Source organism: Pseudoalteromonas sp. S3431 (assembly GCF_000690035.1).
Lineage (GTDB): Bacteria > Pseudomonadota > Gammaproteobacteria > Enterobacterales > Alteromonadaceae > Pseudoalteromonas > Pseudoalteromonas fuliginea.
The window spans coordinates 1-16717 of sequence record NZ_JJNY01000023.1 but is presented as its reverse complement, the minus strand read 5'-3'; the positions used below and the strand labels follow the sequence as shown (position 1 = coordinate 16717).

The 16717-nt window shown below is 39.0% G+C and carries 14 protein-coding genes and 2 tRNA genes; 13 read left to right on the top strand and 3 right to left on the bottom strand.

What is annotated here, in order from left to right:
• Positions 1-49: 49 nt before the first annotated feature.
• The 8 genes from pgi to DO88_RS13040 all read left to right on the top strand — a co-directional run bounded on the left by pgi (position 50) and on the right by DO88_RS13040 (position 11198).
• Positions 50-1696 carry a glucose-6-phosphate isomerase gene (pgi, locus tag DO88_RS13005; RefSeq protein WP_007375909.1) on the top strand — a complete coding sequence of 549 codons (1647 nt, stop codon included), beginning with the start codon at positions 50-52 and terminating at the stop codon, positions 1694-1696.
• A gap of 270 nt (positions 1697-1966) precedes the next feature.
• Positions 1967-3439 (top strand): glucose-6-phosphate dehydrogenase, encoded by a 1473-nt coding sequence (gene zwf, locus DO88_RS13010; protein WP_033038459.1) that lies wholly within the window; start codon positions 1967-1969, stop codon positions 3437-3439.
• A gap of 2 nt (positions 3440-3441) precedes the next feature.
• Entirely contained in the window at positions 3442-4152 is a 711-nt protein-coding gene (gene pgl, locus DO88_RS13015) for a 6-phosphogluconolactonase (RefSeq protein ID WP_033038458.1), read from the top strand.
• A gap of 338 nt (positions 4153-4490) precedes the next feature.
• Positions 4491-5195: a SapC family protein gene (locus tag DO88_RS13020; RefSeq protein ID WP_007375906.1), complete on the top strand. Its 705-nt coding sequence runs from the start codon at positions 4491-4493 to the stop codon at positions 5193-5195.
• 128 nt (positions 5196-5323) lie between these two features.
• Positions 5324-6355 carry an isoaspartyl peptidase/L-asparaginase family protein gene (locus DO88_RS13025; protein ID WP_033038482.1) on the top strand — a complete coding sequence of 344 codons (1032 nt, stop codon included), beginning with the start codon at positions 5324-5326 and terminating at the stop codon, positions 6353-6355.
• 194 nt (positions 6356-6549) lie between these two features.
• Positions 6550-10437, top strand: coding sequence for an ATP-dependent RNA helicase HrpA (gene hrpA / locus DO88_RS13030; RefSeq protein ID WP_198022400.1), 3888 nt, complete (start codon positions 6550-6552; stop codon positions 10435-10437).
• 75 nt (positions 10438-10512) lie between these two features.
• Positions 10513-10893, top strand: a complete 381-nt coding sequence (locus DO88_RS13035) for a response regulator (RefSeq protein WP_007375903.1) — start codon at positions 10513-10515, stop codon at positions 10891-10893.
• 8 nt (positions 10894-10901) lie between these two features.
• On the top strand, positions 10902-11198 hold the full coding sequence (locus DO88_RS13040; RefSeq protein WP_008135574.1) for a PilZ domain-containing protein: 297 nt from the start codon (positions 10902-10904) through the stop codon (positions 11196-11198).
• 20 nt (positions 11199-11218) lie between these two features.
• Here the strand turns inward: DO88_RS13040 and DO88_RS13045 are convergent, their stop codons facing one another.
• Entirely contained in the window at positions 11219-12409 is a 1191-nt protein-coding gene (locus tag DO88_RS13045; RefSeq protein ID WP_007375901.1) for a class I SAM-dependent methyltransferase, read from the bottom strand.
• A gap of 64 nt (positions 12410-12473) precedes the next feature.
• Between DO88_RS13045 and DO88_RS13050 the strand changes: the two genes are divergently transcribed.
• The 3 genes from DO88_RS13050 (at position 12474) to DO88_RS13060 (ending at position 14887) form a co-directional block, all read left to right on the top strand.
• A complete protein-coding gene (locus tag DO88_RS13050) occupies positions 12474-13205 on the top strand; it encodes an HD domain-containing protein (RefSeq protein ID WP_442960138.1) in 732 nt (243 codons plus the stop codon).
• 16 nt (positions 13206-13221) lie between these two features.
• Positions 13222-13647 carry a VOC family protein gene (locus DO88_RS13055; protein WP_033038480.1) on the top strand — a complete coding sequence of 142 codons (426 nt, stop codon included), beginning with the start codon at positions 13222-13224 and terminating at the stop codon, positions 13645-13647.
• Positions 13648-14188: 541 nt separating this feature from the next.
• Positions 14189-14887 (top strand): M48 family metallopeptidase, encoded by a 699-nt coding sequence (locus DO88_RS13060; RefSeq protein WP_007375898.1) that lies wholly within the window; start codon positions 14189-14191, stop codon positions 14885-14887.
• A 43-nt stretch (positions 14888-14930) separates the two neighbouring features.
• Here the strand turns inward: DO88_RS13060 and DO88_RS13065 are convergent.
• A tRNA-Tyr gene (locus DO88_RS13065) sits at positions 14931-15015 on the bottom strand.
• Between the two features lie 49 nt (positions 15016-15064).
• Positions 15065-15149, bottom strand: a tRNA-Tyr gene (locus DO88_RS13070).
• Between the two features lie 112 nt (positions 15150-15261).
• Here DO88_RS13070 and DO88_RS13075 point away from each other — a divergent pair.
• Together DO88_RS13075 and DO88_RS13080 are read left to right on the top strand one after the other, a co-directional pair.
• A complete protein-coding gene (locus DO88_RS13075; RefSeq protein WP_033038454.1) occupies positions 15262-15789 on the top strand; it encodes a VC2046/SO_2500 family protein in 528 nt (175 codons plus the stop codon).
• A 258-nt stretch (positions 15790-16047) separates the two neighbouring features.
• A complete protein-coding gene (locus DO88_RS13080; protein WP_007375896.1) occupies positions 16048-16350 on the top strand; it encodes a DUF6172 family protein in 303 nt (100 codons plus the stop codon).
• The last annotated feature ends 367 nt before the right edge of the window (positions 16351-16717 follow it).

The window sequence follows — 16717 nt, the reverse complement described above, 5'->3', positions numbered from 1 at the left end:
TAAAAAGCATTTTTAAATCAATTGGTTGAAAAATTTAGAGGGTATTCTCATGTCTAACCGAACGCAACTAGCAAGTTGGCAAGCACTCGAACAAAGTGCAGCTAAGATGAAACAAACACATCTGAAAACGTTATTTGCACAAGATGACACGCGTTTTTCTCAGTTTTCTACTCAAGTACCTGGCGTATTATTCGACTATTCTAAGCAACTTATTGATAACGATGTTTTTGCTAACTTAATGTCGCTTGCTAAAGATTGCGATATTGCATCGTGGCGCGATAAAATGTTCAGTGGTGAAAAAATTAATATCACTGAAAATCGCTCAGTACTGCATACGGCACTTCGCAATCGTGCTCATACACCACTCATTGTTGATGGTGAAAACGTGACACAAGCAGTAGATAACGAATTAGCTAAAATTAAAGTGTTTGTTGAAAAAGTTCGTAGCGGAAAATGGCTAGGCTATACCGGCAAAGCGGTAAAAGATGTTGTAAGTATTGGTGTTGGTGGCTCTAACCTTGGTCCGCAAATGGCAACCGAGGCATTAAAAGCACTGGCAGATGATACATTGAATGTTCATTACGTATCTAATGCTGACGGTGTACAAATTTCGTCTGTTTTAAAAGCCATTGATCCTGAAACAACATTATTTGTTATTTCGTCAAAAACATTTACTACGTCAGAAACCATGACAAACGCTAAAACAGCCGTTGATTGGTTTTTACAAACAGCAAAAGATGAAAGTACAATTGCAAAGCATTTTGTTGCAGTAAGTACAAATTTAGAAAAAACGGCAGCCTTTGGTATCAGCGACGAAAACGTATTCACTATGTGGGATTGGGTTGGCGGTCGCTTTTCACTTTGGAGTGCGATAGGCTTACCCATTGCTTTATATTTAGGCTACGACGCCTTTGAAGCAATTTTAGAAGGTGCGTTTGAAATAGATGAACATTTTAAGTCTGCGCCGTTTGAGCAAAATATACCATTAATTATGGCATTGCTTAGCGTATGGAATACCAGCTTTTTGGGCTACACAGCGCAAGCGATATTACCGTACGACCAAGCTCTGCATATGTTACCAGCTTATTTACAGCAAGGCGAAATGGAAAGTAATGGTAAGCACGTTAACTTTGCGGGCGAAACGGTACCTTACACCACGGTTCCAATTATTTGGGGCATGACGGGTATTAATGGTCAGCATGCCTTTTATCAGTGCTTACACCAAGGTAATGTAATTGTACCTGCAGATTTTATTGCATCAGTTAAACCACAAGTGAATGTTGATAAACATCACGATATTTTATTATCGAACTTCTTTGCACAAACAGAAGCGATGATGAGTGGTGTAGATGCAGCGCAAGTTACAGCTGATTTAACCGCTAAGGGTAAATCGCAAGCAGAGATTGATGAGTTATTAAATCATAAAATTCATCAAGGCAATCGTCCTACAACATCTATGTTATTAGATACTGTAGATGCTAAAACAGTGGGTCGTTTAATTGCACTGTATGAACATAAGATATTTTGCCAAGGCATTATTTTAGAAATATGTTCGTTTGATCAATGGGGTGTAGAGCTAGGTAAAGGGTTAGCATCTAAAATTGAAAGTGAACTCACTGATGAAAGCGTAAAACACGCCCATGATAGTTCGACAAACGGCTTAATGGCGTACTACAAGCAAAACCGTACGCAGTAAAAAATTCGCTTACGTAAGTAAGTAAACCGAGTACCTTTGAACGGGTAGCGCTGGAGTGCTTAGGGTCTGTATTTTTGTGAGAGGAGATACAGGGCCCCTAAGGCTCATTTAATAAGCGTAAATGATAAACAATAATAATAAATCATCAATACAGAACAATTCAGCAGGCTTTTATTTAAATACAGTTATAAAAGCCATCTAATCTAGCAATAAATAGGCATACCCGCGCATTTATAAAATGTACTGGGTATCACAACGTAGAGAGTAACTATGCTTAATCCTTTTGATATTATAATTTTTGGGGGCGGTGGTGATCTTGCGTTACGCAAATTACTACCTGCAATGTACAGAGCATATCAAGAAGGTAATTTACCTGAAGGCTCACGTATCCTACCAACAGTGCGCGAAGAATCTAAACGTGCTGAATACGTAGAAACAGCGCATAAAGCATTACAAGAATTTTTAAGCAAAGGTGAGTTTAACGCTAAAGATTGGAAAGCGTTTTCTACTTTTTTAGTGCCAGTAGTAAGTAATGTTACAGAAGCGGATGATAATTGGGATGTGCTAAAAGGCATTCTAGATGAGCACGAAAGCACTAAATCGCGTGTGTTTTATTTATCTCTTCCGCCAGCTGTATACGGCACTTGCTGTGAAATACTTTCTACGAAAGGTTTAATTACCCCTACATCACGTGTTGTTGTTGAAAAACCAATTGGCTATTGCGGTGATTCTGCTGAAGCAATTAACGGAAAAATTGCAGAGTTTTTTAATGAAGAGCAAATTTTCCGAATTGATCATTACTTAGGTAAAGAAACAGTACAAAACTTAATGGCGCTGCGTTTTTCAAACTCATTGTTTGAAAATATGTGGGATGCTAAGTCTATTGATAACATCCAAATTAGCTTATCAGAAACGGTTGGCCTTGAAAGCCGCGCTGGTTTTTATGATAAAGCCGGTGCACTTCGTGACATGGTTCAAAACCACTTGTTACAGCTACTGTGTTTAGTTGCAATGGAAGCGCCCAATAAACTTAACGCCAGCAGTATCCGAAATGAAAAGCTAAAGGTATTAGAAGCACTTCGCCCACTGAATGGTAGCGATGTTGATGAAAATATTGTGCGCGGTCAATATGTGCCTGGTGACTTAAATGGTAAAATTGTACCCGGTTATCTTGAAGAACTAAAAGAAGGCTCTAGCAAAACAGAAACCTTTGTTGCGATTCGTGCACACATTGATAACTGGCGTTGGGCTGGTGTTCCATTTTATCTTCGTACAGGTAAACGTATGGCTAAGCGCTGTGCAGAAATTGTGGTTGAATACAAAAAAGTATCTCATAATATTTACGAAGATAACGTAGGTAATATTGAGCCAAATCGCCTTGTTATTCGCTTGCAACCAGAGGAAACAATTCAACTAACGCTTATGTCTAAGCGCCTCGATAATTTGGAAATGCAACTTGAACCAGTAACAATGAATATTGAGCTTTCACAAGCTTACAGTAACGGTTTTCACTCAGATGCATACAAGCGTTTAATGCTTGATGCCGCTGCTGATAACCCGTCGTTATTTATTCATCGTGATGAAGTACGTCAAGCGTGGAAATGGATTGATCCAATTGTTGACAGATGGCAAGAAAAAGGCAAACCGGCACTTTATCGTGCAGGTAGCTGGGGTCCTGATGATGCTGATGAGTTATTGGCAGAGAAGAGCCATGTATGGTTTAACGCGGGCGATAAGGCATAAATATGGCAACATTAGTTGAGAAATTTTTTGATAATAAAGATGCGTTGACGAAAGAGCTTTCAGCAACGCTTGAGCAATCACTGCGTGATGGTATTAAAAATGATGGACGTGCTGTATTGATGGTATCAGGCGGTTCATCACCAGCACCTGCTTATAAGCATTTATCAACCCTTGATTTAGATTGGCAACATGTTGATGTTGCTATGGTTGACGAGCGTTGGGTAGACTCAAGCCATGAAAAAAGTAATGAAGCATTTATTAAAAGTACATTATTACAAAATCATGGTAGTGCTGCTAACTTTATTACTATGAAGAACACTGCTGCAACGGCCCAACAGGGCACACAAGAGTGTGAAGCGGCTTATAGCGAACTAAAAATACCATATGATGTGACTATTTTAGGTATGGGCCCAGATGGCCATACAGCGTCGTTATTCCCAAATGCAAACGGTTTAGAGCATGGTTTAACAACCACACAATCAGTGTGTGCTATTAACGCGATTGAAAGTGAAGTAACCGGTAGTATTACTGAGAGAATGACACTAACTTTAAATGCCATTGCGCAATCTAAAGTCGTTAAGCTTTTAATTAGCGGTGAAGAAAAACTCGCTGTTTATAAGCAAGCAAAAGCGGGGGGCGATGTTAATGATATGCCACTTCGCGCTGTACTTAACCACCCAAGCATAAATATTGAAGTATATTGGGCGCCTTAAATTAAAGTACCAATGTGATTTTTAAAGGCAGCTTATATAAGCTGCCTTTTTTATTTGCTCAAATTTAAGTCTAAACACTATAAATAAACGCACTCTGACTGTTAATCAATGTGAATGAGTATCCGTAGCTTGTATTAAAAATAGTCATTAAGTGTATTGTTTTTAATCTGATTTTATGTGTTTTGGTTGTGTGTTTTTTAGCAACGCTTGGATTTAGTTAAATTTTATTTTTTGATGACGACTGTCATAAAAGTTTCCCTTCCTTTTTGGTTTCAAAAGCATTAGCCTTAAGGTATTAAAAATGAAACACATAAACTAAAAATAAACGGAGCAGTAACATGGCGGAGCAACAAGTACAGCCTTTACACAACGAAAAACATGCCAACATTAAAATTAAAAATGGCATCAATGTAGAATTCATGAAAACTCAACATTTAGTGCCAGTAGTTGCACATGAGTTTGCACGTGTAGCAAACGAGTTTCCAATGTCATTCGTTAAAAATAACGAAAATGACACTTACCAAGCTGTCGCTATGTTTGGTCTTGAGCCAGGCGAAAACCTTTTTGTAGAAGATGGTAAATGGACAGCAGCATTTGCACCAATGGCATCTACTCGTTACCCACTGGGTCTAGTTAAGCACCCAGAGCAAGATCAATTCGGCATTGTAATTGATGAAGCAAGTGCGCTTGTTGGTGAAGATGAAGGCAACGCATTATTCGAAAATGGCGAAGAGACTGATTACCTAAAACGTCGTAAAGAAGCGCTTGTATCTTTTATTGAGTTTTCTCAAGTAACTGAAGCGTTCACTAAATTCCTTGCTGATAAAGAGCTACTAATTGCGCAAACGCTTACAGTAGACATTAAAGGCGAGAAAAAAGACATAAACGGTATTTACCTTATCGATGAGAAAAAGCTAAACGAGCTAAGCGATGCTGATTTCCTAGAGCTTCGTAAACGTGGTTACTTAGCACCAATTTATTCTTTCTTAACGTCTACTCATCAAGTAGCACGTTTAGCGCGTTTAAAAGCTCAACAAGCTTAATTACAAACACGTTAAATTTTGAAAAAGCGCCTTAAGGCGCTTTTTTTATGTCATTAAACTCACTTTGGTTGAAATTAAGCCCGCAACCATTCACATTGGTTTATAACTTCCCCATAAAAGAATTCATTATGAAAACACCATTATTAGCATTTTTTGCGAGCAGCTTTTTTGCTTTAAGTAATAGCGTAGTAGCTGCAGAGACTCCTTTTGCCATTGCGATTCATGGTGGGGCAGGGACAATAGAAAAAGCACGATTTACACCCGCTCAAGAAAAAGAGTATCGGGCAAAATTAACGCAAGCAGTAGAGACAGGTTATAAAGTATTACATCAAGGCGGCGAAAGCTTAGATGCGGTGACTGCAGCAATTGCAGTATTAGAGCAATCCCCTTATTTTAATGCAGGGCGTGGAGCGGTATACACTTACGATGGCGGACATGAGCTTGATGCATCAATAATGGATGGTCGAAACCGTGAAGCAGGTGCAGTTGCGGGTGTAAAGCATATTGAGAGCCCAATTAATTTAGCGCGTTTGGTAATGGATAACTCTGTACACGTAATGCTCAGTGGGCAAGGCGCTGAGGAGTTTGCTAAAGAGCAAGGTGTTGAGCTTATCGAAAATAACTTGTTTGATACCGAATCTCGTTACAAAGCACTTTTAAAAGCAAAACAAAAATTAGATAAAGCCAAAGCAACCAGTAAAGAGTACCAAGCCGCGCACAAAGCATTACCTAACTCTTACAAAATGGGCACGGTTGGCGCAGTGGCGCTTGATAAAAATGGTAATTTAGCAGCAGGTACATCAACCGGTGGTATGACGGCAAAACGTTATGGCCGCGTGGGGGATGCGCCGGTAATTGGGGCCGGAACATTTGCTGAAAATGAATCGTGCGCGGTATCAGCAACAGGACACGGTGAATACTTTATTCGCTATAACGTAGCAAGCGATATATGTGCGCGCGTTAAGTACCAAGGTAAAACCATAGCCGAAGCAGGGGATGAAGTTATAAACGGTGTGCTTAAGCCCATTGGTGGCACTGGCGGCGTCATTATTATTGATACTAAGGGTAATATTAGCTTGCCGTTTAATACCTCTGGCATGTATCGAGCTAGTAAATCGAATACGCAAGCGACCTACGTGGGCATTTTTAACGACGAATAAGCCAACGTCATTTAATTTATTCAATGTAGTTAGCGCTGAAAATAACTGTTTAAAATAAATTTATTATTCACCGTTTAGTTCAATAACAGCGTTTATATAACAAACAACCTCGCGTTATGCATTTTGTAGGATTAACCCCAGCCGTTTAATTTGATACAATTACGGCTCTTTAACTAATTTTATAAGGTATGCGGGTGGTAAACCTAGGTCAGTTGTTTGGCGAGCTAAAAACGTGCTTAAAAAAAGATCAATTCATTTTCAAAAAACGCTTACATGGCGTAAAAAAAATAACCGATGAAAACAAGCATGCCAACGCGCTTGAAAAAATAGCGGCTGATATAACCCGTAGCCAAGAATTACGCGATAAGCGCTTAGCTGGCCTCCCTAAAGTGACTTACCCTGAGCAATTGCCAGTAAGTCAAAAAAAGGAATTAATTAAAGACGCCATTGCAAATAACCAAGTGGTTATTATTGCCGGTGAGACGGGCTCAGGCAAAACAACGCAAATACCTAAAATGTGTTTAGAGCTTGGTCGTGGTGTTGATGGTTTAATAGGGCATACGCAACCACGCCGATTAGCAGCGCGTACCGTGGCTAATCGTATTGCTGAAGAAATGAAGTGTGAGCTTGGTCAGCAAGTTGGCTTTAAAATACGTTTTAGCGATCAGGTTTCTAATAATACGTATGTAAAACTGATGACTGACGGTATTTTACTGGCAGAAATTCAGCAAGACCGCTTTTTAAATCAATACGACACGATTATTATCGATGAAGCGCATGAGCGTAGTTTAAACATCGACTTTATTCTAGGTTACTTAAAAAACCTACTTCCAAAACGCCCTGATTTAAAAATAATAATTACCTCAGCGACTATTGATCCTGAGCGCTTTTCAAAGCACTTTGATGATGCGCCCATTATAGAAGTATCGGGTCGTACTTTCCCTGTTGATGTGCGCTACAACCCTATTACTGATATTAATAAAGATGATATGGAAGCGGAGGGCGATCAGCTACAAGGTATTTTTGATGCCGTTGATGAGCTGTGCGCTGAAGGCCCTGGCGATATTCTCATATTTTTAAATGGTGAGCGTGAAATACGCGATACCGCTGATGCACTTAGCAAGCGTAATTTAAAACACACCGATGTATTGCCACTTTATTCGCGCTTATCTAACGCAGAGCAAAACCGTATATTTGCGCCACATTCTCGTCGCCATATTATTTTATCGACTAACGTAGCCGAAACGTCACTCACCGTGCCGGGTATTCGTTATGTAATAGACCCAGGTACTGCGCGTATAAGTCGCTACAGCTATCGTACAAAAGTACAGCGCTTGCCAATAGAGCCTATATCACAAGCAAGTGCTAATCAGCGTATGGGTCGTTGTGGACGTGTTGAAGCGGGTATTTGTATTCGCTTGTACTCTGAGGATGATTTTTTATCGCGCCCAGAGTTTACCGACCCTGAAATACTGCGTACTAATCTTGCTTCAGTTATTTTGCAAATGTTGGCACTCGGGCTTGGTGATATGGCGCAATTTCCGTTCGTGCAAGCGCCAGATAGCCGTAATATAAGTGATGGTCTATCGTTATTAGAAGAACTACAAGCAGTAAAACCAGACAAACGTGATAACAAAACGAGTTTAACCGCTTCAGGTAGAGAGCTTAGCCGATTACCGGTTGACCCTCGTTTAGCTAAAATGGTACTTACGGCCCATAAACTTGGCGCATTGCGTGAAGTGATTATTATTGTGGCAGCATTGTCTATTCAAGACCCACGTGAACGCCCACAAGAAAAACGTGCTGCTGCCAATGAAAAGCACGGTCGTTTTGACGACCCAGATTCAGATTTTATTGCTTTTTTAAACTTATGGAATTACCTAGAAGAGCAGCAAAGCGAGCTGACTAACGGCCAATTTAGAAAGCTGTGTCAAAAAGACTTTTTGGCCTATATGCGTCTGCGTGAATGGCAAGATATTGTTTATCAAATAAGTACTGTGTGTAACGAAATGGGCATGAAAGCAACCAGCCAAGCGGCTGATGGCGAACTTGTGCACAAGGCGTTATTAAGCGGGATGCTAAGCCACATTGGCTTTAAAGATGAAAAACAAATATACAAAGGCGCACGTAATAGTCAGTTTCATATTTTTCCGGGTTCAGGTTTATTTAAAAAGAGCCCTAAATGGATCATGTCAGCAGAGCTGGTAGAAACCAGTAAATTATATGCCCGCACAAATGCAAAAATAGACATTAACTGGGTAGAGCCATTAGCACAACACCTAGTAAAACGTAGTTACACAGAACCTCATTGGGAGAAAAAGCCAGGTGCGGTAATTGCGTTTGAGCAGCAAACTTTGTACGGCCTACTCGTTGTAAACAAACGCCGCTGTGTTTATAGCAATATTGACCCTAAAGTGAGCCGAGAGCTTTTTGTACGCACTGCATTAGTTGAGCAAGAACTGGGCTTAAATGAGCGCTTTTTAGCATTTAACAGTGAGCTAATAGAAGATATTCAAGTTCTGGAAAATAAGTCACGTCGTCGTGATATTTTAGTTGATGAGCAAACGTTATTTGAATTTTACGATAAAAAAATACCCAAAGAAATTAATAACCGCGCTGCATTTTTAAAATGGTATAAAACACAAAAACAACAAAATAAGCATTACTTACACATGACTCGTGAAGAGTTAATGCAGCATGGTGCAAGTAATATAACCGAGTTTGACTACCCTGATACATGGCAGCAAGACAATATTATATTGCCGCTTGCTTATCATTTTGATCCAGGCCAAGCCGTTGATGGCGTTGCGGTACAAATACCGGTCGCGCTGTTGAATCAAGTGCAAGAAAGTGGTTTTGACTGGCACATACCCGCATTTAGGCATGAGCTAATAAGTGGACTTATAAAGTCATTGCCTAAATCGCTTCGTCGTAATTTTGTGCCAGCACCAAACTATGCTGATGCAGTGCTGGCAGCTATTGAGCCAATGCAAGGGAGCTTAATTGATGTATTAACGACGCGTTTATTGAGAATGACAGGTGTAAAAGTTGATCCAGAGGCATGGGATTTAACCGCGCTTGCACCGCATTTAAGATTGCAGTTTGAAGTACGTGATGAACACGATAAGTTACTTGCTCGTGGACTTGATTTAGCCAAACTTAAAGCAGAGCTGCAAGGTGAAGTAACCGAAACACTCTCTAAAGTAGCCGATAAAGGCATTGAAAAATCAGACCTAACACAATGGGATTTTGGTGAGCTGCCATCTTCATATGTTAAAAAACAAGGCCAATATGAGATAAAAGCATACCCTGCGCTGGTGGATAAAAAATCAGCCGCTGCAGTGGAGCTGTTTGATAACGAAGCAAAAGCGCAGCAAGCACATCAACAAGGTTTGCGCCGTTTAGTGTTATTAAATGTGCCATCGCCAATTAAGTATTTACAACAAAACTTACCGAATAAAGCAAAGCTGGGTTTGTACTTTAATCCATTTGGTAAAATAGCTGATTTAATTGATGACTGTATAGCCGCAGGTGTCGATAGCCTATTAGTTAAACACGGTGATATACGTGACGAAAAAGCATTTGAAACAGTAAAAGAGCAAATACGCGGTGAGCTCGGTGATGCTGTTGTGTCGATTGCAACGCAGGTTGAGCAAGTATTAAGTATTGCTCACGCGCTGCATAAAAAAATGAAAGGGCGCGTTGATTTAACCATGATAACGGCGCACGGCGATATAAAATCACAGCTTGAGTCACTTATATTTAAAGGTTTTGTGAGCGCGCATGGCGCAGATAAAATAACGGATTTAATCCGTTACCTAAAAGCTATTCAAAAACGCTTAGAAAAATTACCAGTTGATCCAAACAGAGATAGGTTATGCGTACTTGAACTTGATAAAGTGGCAATTGAATATAAGAAATTAACTAATAAAACACCTAAAGGGTTGCCAATTCCCCAAGAAGTAACCGCTATTTTTTGGATGCAGCAAGAACTAAGAGTCTCTTTGTTTGCCCAAACATTAGGAACTCCTTATCCTATTTCATCAAAACGCATTTTAAATGCAATAAAAGAAATAGAATAAAACTTGCATTTTCCATTAAGCTTAGTACCTTAATGGGAGGACTTATTTTTGCTTTGAGAAGGAAACGGCATACCCATGTCCTCATTGATCGAACCTAAAACACGACGGCTGCTAGTCGTCGACGACGAGTATTTTAATTATGAAATTCTTAAAGCAGCACTCACTGCTAAATTTGATGTGAGCTATGCTGATTCAGGTAAAAGTTGTTTAGCATCAGCGGTTGCTAATCCACCTGATATAATTTTACTTGATGTGTGCATGCCAGGACTTGATGGTTACGATACATGTCGTATGCTAAAACATACCCCGGAGACAAAAAATATACCTATTGTTATGGTATCTGGCCTTGAGTCGGAGTTGGAGAAAAAAGCCGGATTTGACGCAGGATGCGACGCTTATGTAGTAAAACCATTTTCAATGAGTGTATTGTTAGAGCAAATTAATACAATAGTATAGAGGGATTTATGTTCACAGATGACAAACGAAACTTTAGACGTATGCAGGTAAATGCGACTGCAAATTTAACAACAGTAGAGCCAGTAGCTGGCTTGAATTATACGGCAGAGTGTGTTGATTTGAGCGCGACAGGGTTATCATTGCATTTGGATGATTTACTTGAGCCAGATACTATTTTAACAGTTGATATAGCGTCTACTCACCCTAGCATTGCACCGTTAAAAGCAACGGCTAAGGTAATACGTGCCAGCAAAGAAGATGATGGCACAATAACAGCAGGCCTTGAAATCATTCAGTTTAACTAATTAAATTGAATGATTAGATATTAAAAAACCTTACAAATTAAGCCTTTTAAGTAAAAGCCTTCAGGGTAGCTACCCGCAATTGGGTGATCGGCTGCTTGATTTAATCGCTCCATTATAAGTAGATCTTTGCCCGCATCAAGAGCCGCATCAGCAACAACTTTTTGAAATAGGTTTTGCTCCATTAAGCCAGAGCAAGAGAATGTCAGTAGTGTTCCACCTGGTTTTAGTATTTGCATAGCAATCATGTTGATGTCTTTATAACCACGACACGCGCCCGTTAGCTGCGCTTTATTATCAGCAAACTTTGGTGGATCCATTACGATGGTATCAAACTGTCTGCCTTCGTCGCGGTATTGACGCAGCAACTTAAAGACATCTTGCTTCACAAAATCAACTTTATTTAAGTCTAAGTTATTATGCTCAACATTACGTTTAGCAGTATCTAACGCTGGTTGCGATACATCAACGTTAGTGACATGCTCACACCCGCCACGCAAAGCGTACAACGAAAATGTACCTGTGTAACTAAAACAGTTAAGTACCGTTTTGTCTTTTGAAAAACGCTCAAGTGCAGCACGGCTATCGCGTTGATCTAAGTAAAATCCGGTTTTATGACCTTCAATTATATCGACTTCAATTTTTAAGCCGTTTTCTTCAATAAGTACAGGTTGTGTTGGCTCATTACCCCAAAGAACACCTTTAATTGGCTCCAAACCTTCTTTTGTACGTACTTCTACGTCTGAGCGCTCGTATATGCTAGAACCTGGAAAAATAGCCATTAACGCGCCAACAATCTCGCCTTTATGACGCTCGGCACCCGCACTTAGTAACTGACAAACTAGTACATTATCAAATTTATCGATTGTAACGCCTGGTAAGTAATCAGACTCAGCTGCACATAATCTAAAGCCTGTTAATCCGCCTTCTTCTATTACTTGGCTCCGTGCTTCTAATGAGCGACGTAAACGGCGTTCAAAAAAGTTTTGATCGATGATTTCTTTTTCGTCAAAGCTCCAAACACGTGCACGAATTTGTGAATGAGGGCTATAAGCAGCAGTTGCTAAAAACTTACCTTCGCTATCGTGAATCGTTACTGTGTCGCCTAATCCAGGTTTACCTTTAATTTTTTTGATGGCTTTTGAAAATAACCAAGGGTGTTTTCTTTTTAATGATTTATCGCGACCAGCTTGTAGGTAAACGGCAGATGACATAAGGCTTCTCAGTAGTAATAAATAAGCGCTGTATTTTAGTCAAGCAGCGGGCAACATACAATGAATGTTTTGCAAGAGGGCTATAAAGCACGGTAAAGTACTAATAATTCACTTATTAATTAGCTTTTGGAACCTGAAAGTGCCTGACGCCGTTTTAAGCCCCGATTTACAAATACTTAATTCACAATGCAGAGAATTTATAACCTCTTTAGTGCATGCCGATGTGGCTCACGATATTACGCATATAGAGCGAGTGGTGCGCGTTGCAATAAAACTATGTAATGCAGAGCAGGCTAATATGTCAGTTGTATTACCTGCAGCGTGGATGCATGACTGTGTGGCGGTGGCTAAAAACCACCCTGATCGTGCAAAAGCCTCTACTATGGCAGCAGATAAGGCACTGGAATTTTTAAAATCGATTGATTATGACGAGTCACTTTTTGATGATATTCATCATGCTATTGCGGCTCATAGCTTTAGCGCAAATATAAAAATTAAAACAGTTGAGGCACAAATAGTACAAGATGCTGACAGAATGGATGCACTAGGTGCGATTGGAGTGAGTCGATGTATGAAAGTTGGCGGCTCAATTTCTCGGTTATTGTATAACCCAGAAGACCCTTTTTGTATTGAACGAGAAGCTGATGATAAAAAATATACACTCGATCATTTTTTTATAAAACTATTACATATTGCTGAAAGCATGAATACCCCATCAGCTAAAGCAGAAGCGAATAGGCGTACAGCTTACATGCATGAGTTTTTAGAGCAATTAAAGTCAGAAATTGGTGAGTAACGTGGATAATAAAAATATGCCTAAATTGTCAGGTATTGATCATTGCCATTTAAATGTAGATAACTTGGTTGATGCCGTTAAGTGGTATGAGCGTGTTTTAGGTTTTAGTGTAGTACCCGAGCTTGCCTTTTGGGATGAGGACGGACGCGGCCCTTTAACACTTGAAGATACTTATTCAACCACTCGTTTAGCACTTTTTGAAGGTGAGGGGCGCAGTAAAGGAATTGCATTTTTGGCAACAGGGGATCAATTTATACAGTGGCTTAGTCATCTTGAAAGTTTAAATATAAAAGCGGTTCTTGCTGATCATGGTGTAACGTTTTCAATGTATTTTAAAGATGACAGTGGTAATAGCCATGAGATCACATCACATGACTACTCGTATATAAAATTTTACTATCCATCGGTTAACTTAGGTTCGCATTCATCTAAAAAAAGCTAATGTAGTTAATCCTATAATTCCCATTATATGAATTTATGTGTAAGTTTTTATCATACTGCTATCACTTTGAATAATATCTAATTGGGGTTTATTCGCTGCTTTTTTGTTTCAAGTGAAACTGTATTTTTTAGCAATTATTTGTGCTTGTACAGTTAACATAAGTGCCAGACATGCGCTGTTTTTAGGATTCAACCTAAAGGTAATTTACGTTTTGTCGCTGCACAAATATAGGTGAAAATCGTGATCAGGACGCAGAAGCTTTGCTAGGTTTTTACTTGTTTTCACATGGATGTAAGTCAGTAAGGTAACGCATGAAAAGTTACCGACCCCACTAGGTGACACACCTCACGCAGCGATTAAATCGCTCTTAGATAAAATGAACTTTAATATTGTAAGGTCAGCAAGGCTTGGTCTTCTATTATCGTTTGAAGCAGTTAGATATAAAGTTTTCACTTAGTTATAGACCTGTTTTTTATTATTAATTAGATCCCATACTTAAGCCTATTGGTATAAAATATTAGAAATTTCGTGTTGGTTAAATGTGGTAGAACTGTTGTTTGAGTATCAATTAAAGCGAAGTGCCCGACGTAAGACTGTTGCTATTAAAGTGCACCAACGGTCAATAACCGTTTATGCGCCTCATTATGTTCCTAAAAAACAGTTGGATTTATGGTTGGTTGAGAAACGAGATTGGGTAAATAGCCAACTTGATAAACAGATTAATATTGCAGACTCAAAGCAATATCCACTCGAAACACATAAAATTCTAATTTTCTCAAATCTTATAGACATAACGTTTGAACACGCTTTGCATTCTCAAGTTATAGAGCATGAGAATACATTAAGCGTATTGTGTTCTTCTCGAGTGAGCCATAAAAAATTGAAGTATAAAACATTACTTGAGGCGTATTTAACTGAAAAATTAGGATTATATATTGATATGCGTCTTGCCCACTTTTGTAAACTAATGGAGGAACCTTTACCGAATGATTTACGAATACGTATCTATAAACGTAAATGGGGGAGTTGTAATAGTAAACGTGAGCTTACGTTTAACTTACTCTTGATTGGAGCCAAAAAATCAATTATAGACTACGTCATAGTCCACGAGTTGGCGCATTTACGTCACTTAGACCACAGTCGTGTATTTTGGCAACGTGTAGCTAAGTTTTATCCGGATCATAAGATAGCATCAGATTGGTTAAAGAATAATGGACAAAGTTTACAGTGGGAATTTTAAAAAAATATTGAAGTTTAAAATATAAGGTATTTTAGAAGAAAAGTGGTGGAGGGAGCTGGATTCGAACCAGCGAAGGCTGAGCCGTCAGATTTACAGTCTGATCCCTTTGGCCGCTCGGGAACCCCTCCACACTAATTTTGTTACACTTGGCCCCACTTAACTTAGCGGTAAGAAAAGTGGTGGAGGGAGCTGGATTCGAACCAGCGAAGGCTGAGCCGTCAGATTTACAGTCTGATCCCTTTGGCCGCTCGGGAACCCCTCCAGTGCAACGGCGCTGATAATAGCAAAACTTATATTTAAGTAAAGAAAAAAGCTAAAGAAAAATGAAATAAAGCCGATAAATATCTATTACCTACAATAATCGGCTAAAGTCTATGCAAATCGACGATTTGTTAATCACAGAGAGTCAACTAAGTACACGGTTGAATAAAAGTGTACACGAACAACGTCGAGGAGAGTTTTCTCTTTTATTGGCAATGTTATCCCACGATGCGCTTGATTTTAGTCAGTTCCATTTTCCAAAAACAGATATTGAAAACCCTATTGTTGAAGAAGAGACACTTCGTAAGCAATTTGGTTCGGGTCCGAAGCAGCCTTTAGCACCGGATGAGTTTAATATGTTGATTGGGCAACACAACGCCGCTTTATTATCAAATGTGGGAGGGCATGCAGGTATGAGCGATATTAAGTTACGACACTGCTTAAACCCTGAACCACTTTCAATAAGAAATGATTTAGCTCATATTCCACTCAATGTGCTTGATAATTGTGAGCTAGCTGTGCGCAGACGTATTAAGAACAAAGAGACTCAGCTATCGCATCCGCAAATGGACGTAGCTTCATTCTATGATGGTCTTAATGATGAATCATTACATCAACCGCTTCACTTAGCTACAGCATAATATTGACCTACAAAATAATTTATCTATCTACGATTTCAAATCAGCTTATGTCAGGCCCAGTAAAACAAGCTTTAAATGGTCATTTTTATAATAATGATGGCTAAAAAGAGAGGCTTTGTAGCTATTTATAATGTTAATTGCCTAAAAATTGATTTAGTTTAAAAAAACCATCCAAAAATTTAATGCAATTGCTATAATGATGTCAAATGGTATGACATGAAATGCCGTTATCATTAAACCAAGGTAATTAGGAACGTAATGAAGAAAACATTCACGCTGAATCACGAGAAAATCAAATACCCTCGTATGGTCGATGCTGCAAAGCACGAAGTGAAAAAATATTTGAAAAGAGAACGTAATAAAACGCTACCTGAAGATGCTGATTACTGGGCATTTGACTGTAAGTTTGGTAATACAGCTGAAGATGCTCAAGTAGTGCACGTTGCAGAGATTAGCAATCATATCAGCGACATCGAAAAGCAAGATTTAAAGTCTTTCTACGTAGAGATTTTAGCAAAGCCGGCACAGCGTCAACAAGCTGATTTAGATGACGACGAGTAACTTTTAAATTTTAAGTACTCGTAAAGTAGAGATGGACCCAAGTGGTCCATTTTTGTTATGTGGGTTTTAATATCAATCTGAATAATACTAACCAACCAATCCGCAATAATGCTTAATCAGTTTGAGGGATTAAATCTGACGCTAACGGCGTTAAAAATTTCTGATATAGGACAATTAAATAACGATTTTTTGTCTTGTTATCGACACGATTCAGTTATCTAAAAATAGATCACTTAATTAAAAGAGTTGGTATAAGTATTTGAACAATATAAATTATCTAATAACCCTATAATACCAACCTGCATAAATCTTTGATCAATTTAACGAATTAAATTGCACTATAACGTCGTTAAAAATTTTTTATTTA

Excerpts from the sequence above, each read along its gene's own strand:
- pgi (WP_007375909.1), top strand. The coding sequence starts at position 50 with ATGTCTAACCGAACGCAACTAGCAAGTTGGCAAGCACTCGAACAAAGT.
- zwf (WP_033038459.1), top strand. The coding sequence starts at position 1,967 with ATGCTTAATCCTTTTGATATTATAATTTTTGGGGGCGGTGGTGATCTT.
- pgl (WP_033038458.1), top strand. The coding sequence starts at position 3,442 with ATGGCAACATTAGTTGAGAAATTTTTTGATAATAAAGATGCGTTGACG.
- DO88_RS13020 (WP_007375906.1), top strand. The coding sequence starts at position 4,491 with ATGGCGGAGCAACAAGTACAGCCTTTACACAACGAAAAACATGCCAAC.
- DO88_RS13025 (WP_033038482.1), top strand. The coding sequence starts at position 5,324 with ATGAAAACACCATTATTAGCATTTTTTGCGAGCAGCTTTTTTGCTTTA.
- DO88_RS13035 (WP_007375903.1), top strand. The coding sequence starts at position 10,513 with ATGTCCTCATTGATCGAACCTAAAACACGACGGCTGCTAGTCGTCGAC.
- DO88_RS13040 (WP_008135574.1), top strand. The coding sequence starts at position 10,902 with ATGTTCACAGATGACAAACGAAACTTTAGACGTATGCAGGTAAATGCG.
- DO88_RS13045 (WP_007375901.1), bottom strand. The coding sequence starts at position 12,409 with ATGTCATCTGCCGTTTACCTACAAGCTGGTCGCGATAAATCATTAAAA.
- DO88_RS13050 (WP_442960138.1), top strand. The coding sequence starts at position 12,474 with ATGTTTTGCAAGAGGGCTATAAAGCACGGTAAAGTACTAATAATTCAC.
- DO88_RS13055 (WP_033038480.1), top strand. The coding sequence starts at position 13,222 with ATGCCTAAATTGTCAGGTATTGATCATTGCCATTTAAATGTAGATAAC.
- DO88_RS13075 (WP_033038454.1), top strand. The coding sequence starts at position 15,262 with ATGCAAATCGACGATTTGTTAATCACAGAGAGTCAACTAAGTACACGG.
- DO88_RS13080 (WP_007375896.1), top strand. The coding sequence starts at position 16,048 with ATGAAGAAAACATTCACGCTGAATCACGAGAAAATCAAATACCCTCGT.